Genomic DNA, 15,617 nt, shown 5'->3' on the forward strand with positions numbered 1-15,617 from the left:
GCGCCCAGGCGCCCCGTTCGCCCTCTCTTATGAAACTCGCCCCCGCCCAACTCGCCAAACACCTGCAAGGTGCCCTCGCGCCGGTCTACATCATCAGCGGCGATGACCCGTTGCTGTGTCAGGAGGCCGCCGACTCCATTCGGGCCGCCGCTCGCCAACAGGGTTTCGACGAACGCCAGGTCTTTGCCGCCGACGCCAGTTTCGACTGGGGAACGTTGCTGCAAGCCGGCGCGAGCATGTCGCTGTTCGCCGAAAAGCGCCTGCTGGAACTGCGTCTGCCGTCCGGCAAACCCGGCGACAAAGGTGCCGCCGCATTCATCGAGTACTGCTCGCGCCCGGCGGAAGATACGGTTCTGCTGATCAGCCTGCCCAAGCTGGATGGCAGTGCGCAGAAGACCAAGTGGGGCAAGGCGCTGATCGAAGGTCAGCAGACGCAGTTCGTGCAGATCTGGCCGGTAGATGCCAACCAGTTGCCGAGCTGGATTCGTCAACGGCTATCCCAGGCCGGGCTTTCCGCCAGCCAGGACGCCGTGGAACTGATTGCCGCGCGGGTCGAGGGCAACCTGCTGGCCGCCGCCCAGGAAATCGAAAAACTCAAGCTGATGGCCGAAGGTGGCCAGATCACCGTTGAAACCGTGCAAGCGGCGGTGGCCGACAGTGCGCGCTTCGATGTGTTTGGCCTGACCGACGCGATTCTCAACGGCGAAGCCGCCCATGCCCTGCGCATCCTCGAAGGGCTGCGCGGTGAAGGCGTCGAACCTCCCGTGATTCTCTGGGCGCTGGCCCGGGAGCTGCGTCTGCTGGCCAACCTTTCGCTGCAATACAGCCAGGGTGTGCCACTGGACAAAGCCTTCAGCCAGGCCCGACCGCCGGTCTGGGACAAGCGCAAACCGCTGATGAGCAAGGCCCTGCAACGCTACCCGGCGCAACGCTGGGCGCAGTTGTTGCTGGAAGCGCAGCGCATTGATGCACAGATCAAGGGCCAGGCGGCGGGTTCGCCGTGGATGAGTTTGAGTCGGTTGTCGTTGTTGATGGCGGGCCAGAGATTGTCGCTACCCGCGGAGTAAGGTTTTCGACTGCATAACGGCCATTCGCGGGCAAGCCCCGCTCCTACAGACCTCAGTCGACCCACAATTATGTGTACGACCCCAACCCGTAGGAGCGAGGCTTGCCCGCGAAGGCATCCGAAAGGTCCTACACAATGTGGGGACTAGACAGCCCCCCAACTTCGGCAGATTATTTCCCCCGCAAAACCCACTCAATCGAGAGATCCGATCATGAGCCAAAAGCCATCTAAAAATGGCCCCAACAAGGCCAAATCCATCATCGCCCAGCCATTGTTCCGCAGCCGTCAGGAACGAGCCGGCAAGGGCAAAGGCAGCTACCGCCGCGAAGCCTTCCAGCCTAATAGCTGGGAGGCTTCTTACTTTCTGGCGGCCTGAAAGGCAAGCGCCCGCTCAACATGTTAAGGTCTGCACCTGATTCGTACTCCCTGGACCTGTGCATGCCCCTTTGTCTTTCCCGTCGTTGGCCACTGCGCCAACTGATCGCTGCCTCCAGCCTCATTTTGCTAGTCGCCTGCGCGGAAAAACCGACCGCCGCCGACGCCCAGCCGCTTCAGACCCTCCCCATCGCGACAGCCCCTGCGGTCATTCCGCCCGTGGTGCCAACCGGCGAAAACCTCGACATCCAGCCCACCCAGACCTTCGCCGAATGGCAGGCGGGTTTCCGCAAAGACGCGCTGGCCGCTGGCATCCGCGCTGATCTGTTCGACCGCGCCTTCGCCAATGTCAGCCTCGACACCAGCGTGATCCGCGCCGATCGCAGCCAACCCGAATTCTCCCGCCCGGTGTGGGAATACCTCGATGGTGCCCTGTCGCCGCTACGGGTACGCAAAGGTCAGGCGCTGGTCAGCCAATACGCCGACATCCTGCAAAGCATCGAGCAGCGCTACGGCGTTGATCGCCAGGCCTTGGTGTCGGTGTGGGGCATGGAGAGTAACTTCGGTCAGTTCCAGGGCAACAAGTCAGTGATCAACTCCCTGGCGACCCTGGCCTATGAAGGCCGGCGTCCGGGCTTTGCTCATGCGCAACTGATCGCCGCCTTGCAAATCCTGCAACAAGGCGATATCGAGCCTGAGAAAATGCTCGGCTCCTGGGCGGGCGCCATGGGCCAGACCCAGTTCATCCCGACCACCTACAACACCCACGCCGTGGATTTCGACGGTGACGGCCGCCGGGACATCTGGGGCAGCCCGGCCGATGCGTTGGCCTCGACGGCGCACTACCTGCAAAGCTCCGGCTGGCAGAGAGGCCAGCCATGGGGTTTTGAAGTGCGGTTGCCGGGGAGCTTCAATTACGTTCTGGCCGACGGCACGATTCGCAAGAGCGTCGCCGAATGGCAACAGTTGGGTGTCTCGCTGCCCAATGGCGCCCAGGCTCCGGCGGGCTCCGAACACCTGTCCGCCGCCCTGCTGCTGCCGGCCGGTTATCGTGGCCCGGCGTTCCTGGTGCTCGACAACTTCCGCGCAATCCTCAAGTACAACAACTCGTCGTCTTATGCATTGGCGGTGAGCCTGTTGTCCGAGCGCTTCAATGGCGGCGGCCTGATCAATGGCACCTGGCCAAAAGATGACTTGCCATTGAGCCGCACCGAGCGGATTGAACTGCAAAGCCTGCTGAGTGCGCAGAATTACGATGCGGGCACTGCTGACGGCATCATCGGCGCGAACACTCGCAAGGCGATCCGCAGTGCACAGCAGTCGTTTGGCTGGCCGGCGGACGGGTATCCGACGCACAAGCTGCTCGAAGGCCTGCGTAACCGATAGTTAGCCGTATGGCGACTGCCGCCATCGCGAGCAGGCTCGCTCCCACATTTGACCGTATTTACATGAAAGAACTCGGTCACCTGGGAGCGAGCCGGCTCCGGGCGGCGTTCCGACGAAGACTGACTATCAGGCGCTATCGAACTACCGCTTGACCACCACATCCTGCTCCAACACCAATTCCTTCTTCCCCGCATCCAGCCTGACCAACGCCCCCATCGGCAACGTCAGGTTCGGATCACAATGCCCGCTGCGCCACCCGGCCAGCACCGGTATCCGCAACGGCTCGAACGTCTGTTTGAGCAATCGTTCCAGCGCAACCGTATCTACCCCCGCCACATCCCCCACCAGAACCCCGCGCAACTTGCCCAGCGTGCCGGCCAGGCGCAGATGAGTCAGCAAGCGGTCGATGCGATACAGCGGCTCGTTGATGTCCTCAATGAAAAGAATGACGCCTTCAGCCGCCATCTCAAATGGCGTGCCCATGGTCGCGGCAATCATCGACAGATTGCCTCCCAGCAAACGCCCGTGAGCGATGCCTGGTTCGATCGTGGTCAGCGGCCAGGCCACCGGGTGCGAAAGCACACTGCCCGCCTTCACCTGCCCTCTGAGCATGTTGAAAAACGAAGACTCCGTCGGCTTCTGCTTCTCGCCCAACAAATCGGCATTGAGCAGCGGACCATGGAAGGTCACAAAACCGGCGTAACGGCTGATCGCCACGTGCAGCGCAGTGATGTCGCTGTAGCCGATGAACGGCTTGGCGTTGTTTTGCAGCAACTCGAAATCGATGCGATCGAGCAGACGCGGCGTACCGTAACCGCCGCGCAGGCAAATGATCGCATCGACTTCCGTGTCGGCGAACGCCGCGTGCAAATCATTGAGCCGCACATCGTCGCTACCGGCCAGGTAGCCATCCTGTTCGTACACCCCGGGAAATATCCGCAGCGCATAACCGCGAGCGCGCATCCAGGCAACGGCTTTATCGGTGTCCAGCCTGGCGGGACCGGCGGGCGCGATCACACCGATCAGCCCTTCCGAGGGCAAGGCCGGAACGGCTGAGTGAGGAAACAGCGTGTGGGTCGGTCGAACGGTCATCCATGAATCTCCCTGCGCGAAAAAGCTTCAGCACACAGTAGTCAGGAACGGGGACAAACAGAAGAGGATCAGGCGCCCCGCAGGTTGCAGGAAAAGACGGTAGCGGCCGTAGGCACGGCCAACAAAAACGCCCGCAAGGCTGAAAAGCCTTACGGGCGCTTTATCACAGAGACGACATCAATTCAGCTTTAACCAGCTTCGCCTGCTCGTCGGCGTGATACGAGGAACGTACCAGCGGGCCGGAAGCGACGTTCTTGAAGCCCATCTTGTAACCTTCCTCGGCGAACCAGGCGAAAACGTCCGGGTGCACGAAGCGCTGGACCGGCAAGTGGCTGCGGGACGGTTGCAGGTATTGGCCCAGGGTCAGCATGTCGATATCGTGTTCGCGCATGCGCTTCATGACTTCGATGACTTCTTCGTCGGTTTCGCCCAGACCCAGCATCAGGCCGGACTTGGTCGGAATGTGCGGCATCATCTGCTTGAAGCGTTGCAGCAGGGTCAGCGACCACTGGTAATCCGAACCCGGACGCGCAGCCTTGTACAGGCGCGGCACGGTTTCCAGGTTGTGGTTAAACACATCCGGTGGCTCGGCGGCGGTGATTTCCAGCGCCACGTCCATGCGGCCACGGTAGTCCGGGACCAGGGTTTCGAGCTGCACGTTCGGCGACAGCTTGCGGATCTCGCGGATGCAGTCGGCAAAGTGCTGGGCACCGCCGTCACGCAGGTCGTCGCGGTCGACCGAGGTGATCACCACGTACTTGAGTTTCAGGTCGGCGATGGCGATGGCCAGGCTTTCCGGCTCGTTGACGTCCAGTGGTTTCGGACGACCGTGGCCCACGTCGCAGAACGGGCAGCGACGGGTGCAGATGTCGCCCATGATCATGAACGTGGCGGTGCCGCCGGAGAAGCACTCGCCGAGGTTCGGGCAGGACGCTTCTTCGCACACGCTGTGCAGCTTGTGTTTGCGCAGCAGCGCCTTGATGCGGTCGACTTCCGGCGAAACCGGGATGCGCACGCGGATCCAGTCAGGTTTCTTCGGCAGTTCGGTGGTCGGAATGATCTTTACCGGGATACGTGCAACCTTCTCGGCGCCGCGCAGCTTGACGCCGGCTTCAACCTTGGCACGCGGGGCCGGACGCTCGGTGACATCCAGCGTCGGGATCATGGTTTGCACTGCATCAGTAGTCATATCAGTCGATTCCGCCCGTTAGGGTCGTCTGCTCAGCATAGTCGAGGTGTTTGACGAGCTGCGCGCGCAGCCGGGCACTTACCTCGGCAAATTCAATCGATCCTGCGTGATCGCTCAGCTGGGTCATCGCCAGCCCGGCGTAACCGCAGGGATTAATCCGTCGAAACGGTTCCAGGTTCATGTTCACGTTCAAGGCCAATCCATGAAAGGAGCAACCGTGGCGGATCCGCAGACCCAGGGACGCGATTTTCGCCCCGTTGACGTAGACACCCGGAGCATCCGGCTTGGCCACGGCAGTCACGCCGTAGCTGGCCAGCAACTCGATCAGGCAGTGTTCCATGCGGCTGACCAGGTCACGCACACCGAAACCCAGCTTGCGCACATCGAGCAGCAGGTAGGCCACCAATTGGCCGGGGCCGTGATAAGTCACCTGACCACCGCGATCAACCTTTACTACCGGAATATCTCCCGGGAGCAACACGTGCTCAGCCTTGCCGGCCTGGCCCTGTGTAAACACCGGCGGGTGTTCGACCAGCCAGATCTCGTCCGCGGCATTGCTGCCGCGTTCGTTGGTGAAGCGTTGCATGGCATGCCAGACCGGCTCATAAGCCATCTGGCCGAGCTCGCGAAAGCCCAGCGTGCCAGACATCACAGCACCATGTGCACGAAACCGGTAGCCCGCAGTTCGCTGTTGATGTCGTACAGCTGGTCTTGACCGGTGGCGATGATGTGCAACTGGATGGTGGTGTACTTGCCGTTGCTGCTCTGGCGTTCGTCCACCTTTTCATCGTTGATCGTTGCGTGTTTCTTAACGATATCGATGATCTTTTGCTTGATATCCACAATGGTGTCGCCGATCACTTTGATCGGGTAATCATTGGCAGGGAATTCGATCTTTGGCGCCTTTACTTCGGTATCTGTCATGGCGTAACGGCCTCGTAAGCCGTGGCAACGGACATGGCCCCGCTCCGGATTGGAACGGGGTCATGCAAGTCCACACTAATTCAGTTGAACAAGCCGTAGAAGAATAGACGGATGCTATCCCACATGCGGCGGAAGATACCACCCTCCTCGACAGCGTCCAGGGCGATCAGGTCGGCGCTGTGCACCACTTTGTCGTCCAGTTTCACTTCGACTTTACCGATTACGTCGCCCTTGGCGATTGGCGCAACCAGTTGCGGGTTCATGGTCATGCTGGCGGCGAGCTTTTTCAGCTGGCCTTTTGGCAGGGTCATGGTCAGGTCTTGAGCCAGGCCGGCCTTGACTTGATTGGTGCTGCCTTTCCAGACAGGTGCCTGAGCCAGCTCGGCGCCTTTCTGATAGAAGGTCTGGGTTTCGAAGAAGCGGAAACCGTAGGTCAGCAGCTTCTGGGTTTCGGAGGCACGGGCCACTTCGCTGTTGGTGCCGAACACCACGGCGATCAGGCGCATGCCATCACGTACAGCCGAAGACACCATGCAGTAGCCGGCTTCGTCGGTGTGACCGGTTTTCAGACCGTCGACAGTCTTGTCGCGCCACAACAGCAGGTTGCGGTTAGGTTGTTTGATGCCGTTCCAGAAGAACTCTTTCTGCGAGTAGATCGCATAGTGAGCCGGGTCTTCGTGGATGATCGCGCGAGCCAGCACGGCCATGTCGTGAGCCGACGAGTAGTGCTCAGGGTTCGGCAGACCGGTCGGGTTCATGAAGTGGCTGTTGGTCATGCCCAGGTCGGCCACGGTTTTGTTCATCATGTCGGCGAACGCGTCTTCGCTGCCGGCGATGTGCTCGGAGAGCGCGACACTGGCGTCGTTGCCCGACTGAATGATGATGCCGTGCAGCAGGTCGCTGACGGTGACTTGCGAGCCGACCTTGATGAACATCCGCGAACCGCCGGTACGCCAGGCGTTTTCGCTGACGGTCACCGGATCGTTTTCACCGATCTGGCCACGACGGATTTCCAGGGTCGCGATGTACGCGGTCATCAGCTTGGTCAGACTGGCCGGCGGCAGACGCTGGTCACCATTGTTCTCGACCAGCACGTTGCCGCTGCTGGCGTCCATGAGCACGTAGGATTTAGCGGCCAGTTGTGGTGGCGACGGCATCATCTCGACCGCGAAAGCGGCAGGCGAGAGGAGCAGCGGGACTAGCAGACACAGGCGTTTGGCAAAGGTGGTGATGTTCATCCGTCTCTCGAAATCGCTAATGGAAACTGCCCGAAGGCAAAACTAATCAGATGGCCTTCTAACGGGCCATCGCGTGTTCAGTTGCTCACTCAGAACCCTTGCCGGGCTTTTGTTCTTCAACGAGCCAACAACCAGGTTCACCCCCCAAACCGCAAGCGAACCCTCAATCAGGTACTACGTATTATTCGGCGGTGACCACGCTCGGCGAACCGAGATTGGCCAGGCGCACGCTGTTCTGCACTTGCTGGATTTCACCCGGCGAACCGATCGGCCCCAGGCGCACCCGATGCAGCGTCTGTTGATTGCGCACGATCGAGCTGATGAACACCGGAGCGCTCACCATCCCGCTGAGCTTCGATCTCAGGAGTTCTGCAGCGTCCGGGTTGGCGAACGCGCCCACCTGCAGATACTGGCCAGAGGCTGGTACAGAAGCGTTTTTTTTTGCATCAATCTGCACGGGCACCACGGCCGCCGCGTGCTGCTGCGGCGGTGGCGTCCATTGCTCGACGGTGCCGGCCGAAGCGGTAATCGTCGGCGCGGCATTTTGCGCTACTTGCGGCTCGTTGAGCATCAAAGGCGCCGGACGGCCCTTTTGTGCCCACCACTGTTGCGGATCGATGCCTTCGACCTTGACCCGCGCGGTGCCGGTTTCGGCGTAACCGAGTTTTTTCGCGGCGGCGTAGGACAAGTCGATGATGCGGTCCGAGTAGAACGGCCCGCGATCGTTGACCCGCAGGATTACGCTTTTGTTGTTGTCCAGGTTGGTCACCCGAACGTAACTTGGCAGTGGCAATGTCTTGTGAGCGGCACTCATGCCGTACAGGTCATACACCTCGCCATTGGCAGTGTTCTGACCGTGGAATTTGGTGCCGTACCAGGACGCTGTGCCCGAGGCAACGTAGGTCTTGGATTCTTGCAGCGGGAAGTAAGTCTTGCCCAGCACGGTGTACGGGTTGGCTTTATAAGGACCGGAGTGCAGGGTCGGCGTGGCATCCGGGATGCGCGATACGTCGACGTCCCACCATGGCGCGCCGTCTTTGTGGGCACGGTTGATGTCCAGGCCAGGCGTTGCGCGCACGGCCGTTGAAGACTTTTGCGTCGGCGCGCGGCTGGTCGAACAACTGGCGACCAGCACCGCCAACGCGGCGAATGCCATCAGCTTCAGGGGTTTATTCATAGGCAATGCCCGCATTACTTGACGCCCCGTGCTTGGACCAGCTGTTCAGACAGTTGATGTACGGCCATGGCGTACATCACGCTGCGGTTATAACGCGTGATTGCGTAAAAATTCTTCAGGCCCATCCAGTATTCGGGGCCATTGTCACCTTCCAGGCGGAAAGCCGTGACCGGCATATCATCGCGCAGCGCATCATGACTCGACCAGCCCAAGGCTCGCAACTCCCCGACCGTTTTAGTCGGCTCGATGCCCGTCGTCAAACCTTCATCCACTTGTTCGCCACGCACATCGGCGCGGCTGACCACCGGCTCGCCGGCGACCCAGCCGTGACGCTTGAAATAACTGGCGACGCTGCCAATGGCATCGACCGGATTGGTCCAGATATTAATGTGGCCGTCACCGTCGAAGTCCACCGCGTAGGCTCGAAAACTGCTCGGCATGAACTGCGGCAAACCCATGGCGCCGGCGTAGGAGCCTTTGAGGGTCAGCGGATCGACCTGCTCTTCCCGGGCCAGCAACAGGAATTCACGCAATTCCTTGCGGAAGAATTCGGCACGAGGGGGATAGTCGAAACCGAGGGTCGACAAAGCGTCGATCACCCGGAAATTTCCGGTATTGCGGCCGAAAAAGGTCTCAACGCCGATGATCGAGACAATGACTTGAGCCGGCACGCCGTATTCCTGCTCGGCACGGGCCAGTACCGCCTCGTGCTGACGCCAGAAATCCACACCACGGGCGATGCGCGCGTCGGTGATGAACATCGGGCGATATTCGTGCCACTGCTTGACTCGTTCGGCGGGTTTCGAGATCGCGTCCAGAATCGACTGCTTACGCTCGGCTTCGCGGAACACGCCCATCAGCTGTTCACCGGCAAAACCGTAGTCGCGGGTCATTTCACCGACGAATTCGGCCACCTGGGGTGAGCCTTCGTAGTCGCCGGCCAACGCGTCCTGCGCTGTGCCAAGGATGCTTACCAGGCCGACCCACGGCGCGTATCGAGTCGCCCAGCCACGCATTACTTGCATTGACATCTTCACCTTATTCAAACCTGTGCGATCCACTTACGATGGGTATGGATCGACATCAAAACCCCAAACGCTGACAGCAGCGTCACCAGCGAAGTTCCTCCGTAGCTAATAAACGGCAACGGCACCCCCACGACTGGCAACAGGCCACTGACCATACCGATGTTGACGAAAACGTAAACAAAAAACGTCATGGTCAGGCTGCCCGCGAGCAATTTTCCGAACAATGTCTGGGCCTGGGCGGTAATCACCAGCCCACGACCGATCAACAATAGGTAAATCAGCAGCAGTGCGCAGATACCCACCAGGCCGAATTCCTCGCCCATGACCGCAATAATGAAGTCGGTGTGGCTTTCCGGTAGGAAGTCCAGGTGCGACTGAGTGCCGAGCAGCCAGCCTTTGCCGAACACGCCGCCGGAACCGATGGCGGCTTTTGACTGAATGATGTTCCAGCCCGTGCCGAGCGGATCGCTCTCCGGATCAAGGAACGTCAGGATTCGCTGCTTCTGGTAGTCGTGCATGATGAAATACCACATCGCCACGGCCACCGGTACGGCCGCCGCCAGCACACTCATGATCCAGCGCCAGCGCAACCCGCCCATGAACAAGACGAAAGCGCCACCGGCGAGAATCAGCAACGAGGTGCCGAGGTCCGGCTGCCGCACGATCAGGATGAAGGGCAAGCCGATCAGGAACAGACTGACACCCACATGCTTGAGCTGAGGCGGCAAGGTGCGCTTGGACAAGTACCAGGCGATAGTCGCAGGCATCAGGATCTTCATGAACTCCGAAGGCTGGAAGCGGATCACACCCGGAATGTTGATCCAGCGCGTAGCGCCCATGGCGTTGTGGCCCATGACGTCCACCACCACCAGCAACAGCACGCCGATCACATAACCGACCGGCACCCAGCGGGCCATGAAACGCGGCTCGAACTGGGCGATGACGATCATCGACACCAGGCCGATGCCGAACGAAGTGGCTTGCTTGGCCAGCAGGTCCCAGCTCTTGCCACTGGCCGAATACAGCACGAACAGGCTGCCGGCAGCGAGGGTCAGCAGCAGGATCAGCAACGGGCCGTCGATGTGCATGCGTTGCAACAGCGTCGCACGGCGACGCATCACATCCTCACTGGAGAGGATGCGATCGAAATTACTCTTCACGGGCCGTAGCCTCCGCACTGATAGGGCTGGCGTATTCGGCCTTCAACCGACCGTCCTGATCCAGAAGCCAGGCGTCCATGACTTGACGCACTACGGGCGCGGCGACGCCAGAACCGGACTCGCCGTTCTCGACCATCACCGACACCACGATTTGCGGATTGTCGGCCGGCGCGAAGCCGACGAACAAGGCGTGGTCGCGGTGGCGCTCCTGAACCTTGGAGCGGTCGTACTTCTCGCCCTGCTTGATCGCGACCACCTGGGCCGTACCACTTTTCCCGGCGATGCGGTATTGCGAACCGATCGCCGCTTTGCGTGCCGTACCCCGGGCACCGTGCATCACCTGCTGCATGCCGTGGTTGACCCTGGTCCAGTCGGACGGGTCACGCAGGATGATGTCCGGCATCGGGTTTTCATCCTTCGGCCGCTCGCCTTCGACGGTCTTGGCCAGGTGCGGGCGGTTCCAGATGCCTTTGTTGGCCACCAGCGCGGTGGCCTGGGCCAGTTGCAGCGGCGTCGACTGCATGTAGCCCTGACCGATTCCCAGAATCAGTGTTTCGCCCGGATACCAGGCCTGACGCCGGGTTGCACGCTTCCACTCACGTGTAGGCATCAGCCCCGGCGACTCTTCGAACATGTCCAACGAAACCTTCTGACCGATTCCGAACTTGCTCATGTACGCCGACAAGCGATCGATTCCCAGCTTGTGGGCCAGGTCGTAGAAGTAGGTGTCGTTGGACCGCATGATCGCCGTGTCCAGATCGACGTAGCCGTCACCGGTACGGTTCCAGTTACGGTATTTGTGATCGTAGTTGGGCAACTGGTAATAGCCGGGGTCATACACTCGACTCGACGCAGTGACGACGCCGGCATCCAGACCGGCAATCGCTACCGCCGGCTTGATGGTCGAACCCGGTGGGTACAAACCGCGCAGCACGCGGTTGAACAGCGGCCGGTCGATGGAATCGCGCAACTCGGAATAGGCCTTGAAGCTGATGCCGGTGACGAACAGGTTAGGGTCGAAACTCGGCGCACTGACCATCGCCAGGACTTCGCCGGTTTTCGGGTCCAGCGCCACCACCGCGCCACGACGACCGCCAAGTGCCGCTTCGGCCGCCTCCTGCAATTTGATGTCCAAGCTCAGGACGATGTCCTTGCCGGGAATCGGATCTGTACGCTTGAGCACGCGCAGTACGCGGCCGCGAGCGTTGGTTTCGACTTCTTCGTAACCCACCTGACCGTGCAGCTCCGGCTCGTAGAAACGCTCGATGCCGGTTTTGCCGATGTGATGGGTGCCGCTGTAGTTGACCGGATCGAGGGATTTCAGCTCTTTCTCGTTGATCCGCCCCATGTAGCCCACCGAGTGCGCGAAATGCGCGCCCTGCGGGTAGTGACGCACCAACTGCGCGACCACTTCCACGCCCGGCAGACGGAACTGGTTCACTGCGATGCGGGCGATCTGCTCTTCAGTCAGCTCGAACAGGATCGGCACCGGCTCGAACGGCCGACGCCCCTGACGCATGCGCTTCTCGAAGATCACCCGGTCCTCGGGCGTCAGCTCAAGCACTTCGACGATCACATCGAGCACTTGCTGCCAGTCGCCGGACCGTTCGCGGGTCATGCTCAGGCTGAAGCTGGGCCGGTTATCGGCCACCACCACGCCATTGCGGTCGAAGATCAGCCCGCGTGTCGGCGGAATCGGCTGCACATGGACGCGGTTGTTTTCCGACAAGGTCGAGTGGTATTCGTACTGAATCACCTGGAGGAAATACAGCCGCGCGATCAGCACACAGATCAGCAACACCACCGCAATAGCCCCGAACACGACGCGGCCACGCACCAGACGGGCGTCTTTTTCGTGGTCCTTGATGCGGATCGGCTGAGGCATGAGGGCAGAACTACTTGTGGTAAGGATGGCCGGACAGGACTGTCCAGGCACGGTACAGCTGTTCGCCGATCAGAATCCGCACCAGCGGGTGCGGCAACGTCAACGGCGACAACGACCAGCGCTGATCGGCCCGCGCACAGACTTCCGGCGCCAGCCCTTCGGGGCCGCCAACCATGAAATTCACCGTGCGCGAGTCCAGACGCCAGCGATCGAGCTCGACCGCCAACTGCTCGGTGCTCCAGGGCTTGCCATGGACTTCGAGGGTCACAACACGCTCATTTGGCCCGACCTTGGCCAGCATGGCTTCGCCTTCCTGACGGATGAAGCGCGCCACGTCGGCGTTCTTGCCACGGGTATTGAGCGGTATTTCCACCAGCTCCAGCGCCAGCTCGGACGGAAGACGCTTGGCATATTCATGCCAGCCTTCTTCCACCCACTTGGGCATGCGGGAGCCGACGGCGATCAGTCGCAGTCGCACAGCGGTCCCTTATTGCTGGTCTTTGTTGAGCTTGACGAAATGCTCATGGGTGTTTTCCGGGCTGTGGTGAGCCGCGTTCAGAGCACGGCTCTGCTCTGCACCGGACCACAGACGCTCGAGGTCGTAAAACTGACGAGCCGATGCGGTCATCATGTGAACGATGACGTCATCCATATCCAGCAGCACCCAGTCGCTGTCGCCCTTGCCTTCTTCACCCAACGGCTTGACGCCCAGGGCTTTGACGGCTTCGCGGACTTTATCCAGCATGGCGCCGATCTGGCGGTTGGAGGTACCGGTCGCGATGATCATATAGTCCGTGATGCTCTGCTTTTCACGAACGTCGATGACCTGAATGTCCTGGCCTTTCACGTCTTCCAGGGCGGCTACGGCCACCTTGACCAGCTCATCACCCTTAAGTGGCTCGGTGGTGAGAACCGGCTCAGGCAGCGGGGCGCTTTTGAACGTGCCTTTGCGCTTTACTTTAGTTACGTCTTTGTTCGTCATATAAAACTCGTTTTGCTCGTATGTTCGGGCGCTTCGGTACACGCGTTCACGTGTTTTGAAGCGCTCCCTTTTTCAGTTCGACGCACGGTAGAGACCGTGCGCATCGATGTAGGCCAGGACCGCGTCGGGCACCAGGAAACGTACCGACTTACCGCTGGCCAGCAGTTGACGGATCTGGGTGGCGGATACCGCGAGCGGCGTCTGCCAGACGAATGCAATCTGTCCGCTCGGCCCTTTGAGGGCCAGCGGGTCGCTCACCGAGCGAGCCGCCAACAGATTGCGCAAGGCATCCGGCGGTTCGCTGTCGGCATCCGGGCGTTGCAGCACCAGGATGTGGCAATGCTGGAGCAACTCTTCCCAGCGGTGCCAAGTGGGCAGGCCGCAAAATGCGTCCCAGCCCAAAAGTAGAAAAACCTGGTCAGAGGCGGCCAGTTCGGCGCGCATCAGTTCCAGGGTGTCGATGGTGTAGGACGGTTTGTCCCGCTGCAATTCGCGGGCGTCCACCACCAACGGCGCCACACCGGCCACCGCGCACTCGACCATCGCCAGACGGTCCTTTGCCGACACCTGCGGCGTACCGCGATGCGGCGGCCTGGCACTGGGTGTCAGGCGTAACTCATCGAGCGCCAGCGACTCGGCGACCTCCAGCGCACCGCGCAAATGGCCGATGTGCACCGGGTCGAACGTCCCGCCCAGCACGCCGATGCGTCGAGGCGCAGGCTCGCTGGCGGTTTGCGGGGCTGCCTGTTTGAGGTCGCCCAAGTCAGACTGACGCCTGGCCGCGCAACTGGCCATCACCGACCACGATGTACTTCTCGCAGGTCAGACCTTCGAGGCCCACCGGGCCGCGGGCGTGCAGCTTATCAGTAGAAATGCCAATCTCGGCACCCAATCCGTATTCGAAGCCATCGGCGAAGCAGGTCGGTGTGTTGATCATCACCGACGATGAATCGACTTCCGCCACAAAACGCCGGGTATCGGCGAGGTTTTCGCTGACGATCGAGTCGGTGTGATGCGAGCCGTACTGATTGATGTGTTCGATCGCCTGGTCCAGCCCGTCAACGACGCGGATCGAAAGAATCGGCGCCAGGTATTCGGTGTTCCAGTCTTCTTCGCTGGCCGCCACCGCATCGATGATCGCCCGGGTGCGTTCGCAACCGCGCAGTTCGACGCCTTTTTCGCGGAACTGTGCAGCCATCGACGGCAGGAAATCCTTGGCAACGGCTTGATCCACCAACAGCGTTTCCATCGCGCCGCAGATGCCGTAGCGGTAAGTCTTCGCGTTGAACGCGATGCGCTGGGCTTTCGGCAGATCGGCGTGGGCGCTGACGTAGACGTGGCAGATACCGTCCAGATGTTTGATGACTGGCACGCGGGCATCGCGGCTGACGCGTTCGATCAGGCCACGGCCACCACGGGGCACAATGACGTCGACGTATTCCGGCATGGTGATCAACGCGCCAACGGCCGCACGATCGGTGGTTTCGACCACTTGCACTACGGCAGCCGGCAGATCGGCTTCGGCCAGGCCGCGCTGGATGCAGGCGGCAATGGCACGATTGGAATTGATTGCCTCGGAGCCGCCACGCAGGATGGTCGCGTTGCCGGACTTCAGGCACAGGCTCGCGGCGTCGATGGTCACGTTCGGCCGGGATTCGTAGATGATCCCGATCACGCCCAACGGCACGCGCATCTTGCCGACCTGAATGCCCGATGGCCGATAGCTCATGTCGCGAATCGCGCCGACCGGGTCCGGCAGTGCCGCCACCTGACGCAAACCGACGATCATGCCGTCGATGCGCTCCGGGGTCAGCGCCAGACGCTCAAGCAATGCCGGCTCAAGACCATTGGCGCGGCCCGCGGCCAAATCCAGCTCATTGGCCGCCGTCAGCTCGACGCGTGCAGCGTCCAGCGCATTGGCAGCCGCCTGCAACGCGCGGTTTTTCTGCGCAGTGCTGGCACGGCCAATGACGCGAGAAGCTTCACGGGCAGCGCGACCCAAGCGGGTCATGTAGTCAAGAACGGACTCAGTCATTGTCTGTGGGGGTCTTTGCTAAGGTCTTGGTAAAGAGTAAAGCGGCAGATTATAGCTGTCGCGTCCCGGGACTAACAGCG

The 15,617-nt window shown here is 61.0% G+C and carries 16 protein-coding genes; 3 read left to right on the forward strand and 13 right to left on the reverse strand.

Translation table 11 applies throughout. From position 1 onward, the window contains the following. Positions 1-29 precede the first annotated feature (29 nt). The 3 genes from holA (at position 30) to ACA051_RS25960 (ending at position 2,827) form a co-directional block, all read left to right on the forward strand. Positions 30-1,067, forward strand: coding sequence for a DNA polymerase III subunit delta (gene holA, locus ACA051_RS25950; protein WP_497372449.1), 1,038 nt, complete (start codon positions 30-32; stop codon positions 1,065-1,067). Positions 1,068-1,277: 210 nt separating this feature from the next. Beyond that, a complete protein-coding gene (gene arfA, locus ACA051_RS25955; RefSeq protein WP_497305704.1) occupies positions 1,278-1,442 on the forward strand; it encodes an alternative ribosome rescue factor ArfA in 165 nt (54 codons plus the stop codon). A 62-nt stretch (positions 1,443-1,504) separates the two neighbouring features. Then, a complete protein-coding gene (locus ACA051_RS25960) occupies positions 1,505-2,827 on the forward strand; it encodes a lytic murein transglycosylase (RefSeq protein ID WP_497372451.1) in 1,323 nt (440 codons plus the stop codon). Positions 2,828-2,968: 141 nt separating this feature from the next. Here the strand turns inward: ACA051_RS25960 and ACA051_RS25965 are convergent, their stop codons facing one another. The 13 genes from ACA051_RS25965 to ACA051_RS26025 all read right to left on the reverse strand — a co-directional run bounded on the left by ACA051_RS25965 (position 2,969) and on the right by ACA051_RS26025 (position 15,537). Continuing rightward, entirely contained in the window at positions 2,969-3,919 is a 951-nt protein-coding gene (locus tag ACA051_RS25965; RefSeq protein ID WP_497305708.1) for a S66 peptidase family protein, read from the reverse strand. 163 nt (positions 3,920-4,082) lie between these two features. After that, the gene (gene lipA, locus ACA051_RS25970) at positions 4,083-5,108 is read right to left on the reverse strand and encodes a lipoyl synthase (RefSeq protein ID WP_131063091.1); all 1,026 of its coding nucleotides are present in this window, start codon (positions 5,106-5,108) and stop codon (positions 4,083-4,085) included. Between the two features lies 1 nt (position 5,109). Then, complete coding sequence (gene lipB / locus ACA051_RS25975; protein WP_497372453.1) at positions 5,110-5,757, reverse strand: lipoyl(octanoyl) transferase LipB; 648 nt, start codon at positions 5,755-5,757, stop codon at positions 5,110-5,112. Further along, on the reverse strand, positions 5,757-6,032 hold the full coding sequence (locus ACA051_RS25980) for a DUF493 domain-containing protein (RefSeq protein ID WP_054052426.1): 276 nt from the start codon (positions 6,030-6,032) through the stop codon (positions 5,757-5,759). Before ACA051_RS25980 ends, lipB begins: the two co-directional genes overlap by 1 nt. Positions 6,033-6,112: 80 nt before the next feature. Beyond that, entirely contained in the window at positions 6,113-7,270 is a 1,158-nt protein-coding gene (locus ACA051_RS25985; RefSeq protein ID WP_497305712.1) for a D-alanyl-D-alanine carboxypeptidase family protein, read from the reverse strand. Between the two features lie 181 nt (positions 7,271-7,451). Then, on the reverse strand, positions 7,452-8,462 hold the full coding sequence (locus ACA051_RS25990; RefSeq protein ID WP_219096031.1) for a septal ring lytic transglycosylase RlpA family protein: 1,011 nt from the start codon (positions 8,460-8,462) through the stop codon (positions 7,452-7,454). Then, entirely contained in the window at positions 8,462-9,472 is a 1,011-nt protein-coding gene (gene mltB / locus ACA051_RS25995) for a lytic murein transglycosylase B (protein ID WP_497305716.1), read from the reverse strand. The genes ACA051_RS25990 and mltB overlap by 1 nt, the downstream gene beginning before the upstream one ends. A gap of 17 nt (positions 9,473-9,489) precedes the next feature. Further along, positions 9,490-10,593, reverse strand: coding sequence for a rod shape-determining protein RodA (gene rodA, locus ACA051_RS26000; protein ID WP_497310668.1), 1,104 nt, complete (start codon positions 10,591-10,593; stop codon positions 9,490-9,492). 31 nt (positions 10,594-10,624) lie between these two features. Next, complete coding sequence (mrdA, locus tag ACA051_RS26005; RefSeq protein WP_497305718.1) at positions 10,625-12,520, reverse strand: penicillin-binding protein 2; 1,896 nt, start codon at positions 12,518-12,520, stop codon at positions 10,625-10,627. Positions 12,521-12,530: 10 nt separating this feature from the next. Continuing rightward, a complete protein-coding gene (gene rlmH / locus ACA051_RS26010; RefSeq protein WP_007937439.1) occupies positions 12,531-12,998 on the reverse strand; it encodes a 23S rRNA (pseudouridine(1915)-N(3))-methyltransferase RlmH in 468 nt (155 codons plus the stop codon). 9 nt (positions 12,999-13,007) lie between these two features. Next, positions 13,008-13,502: a ribosome silencing factor gene (gene rsfS, locus ACA051_RS26015; protein WP_010467363.1), complete on the reverse strand. Its 495-nt coding sequence runs from the start codon at positions 13,500-13,502 to the stop codon at positions 13,008-13,010. Between the two features lie 72 nt (positions 13,503-13,574). Beyond that, positions 13,575-14,297, reverse strand: a complete 723-nt coding sequence (nadD, locus tag ACA051_RS26020) for a nicotinate-nucleotide adenylyltransferase (RefSeq protein WP_497305720.1) — start codon at positions 14,295-14,297, stop codon at positions 13,575-13,577. Beyond that, a complete protein-coding gene (locus tag ACA051_RS26025; protein WP_497305722.1) occupies positions 14,266-15,537 on the reverse strand; it encodes a glutamate-5-semialdehyde dehydrogenase in 1,272 nt (423 codons plus the stop codon). Before ACA051_RS26025 ends, nadD begins: the two co-directional genes overlap by 32 nt. Positions 15,538-15,617 lie beyond the last annotated feature (80 nt).

It is taken from the genome of Pseudomonas sp. LBUM1669, from assembly GCF_059695705.1.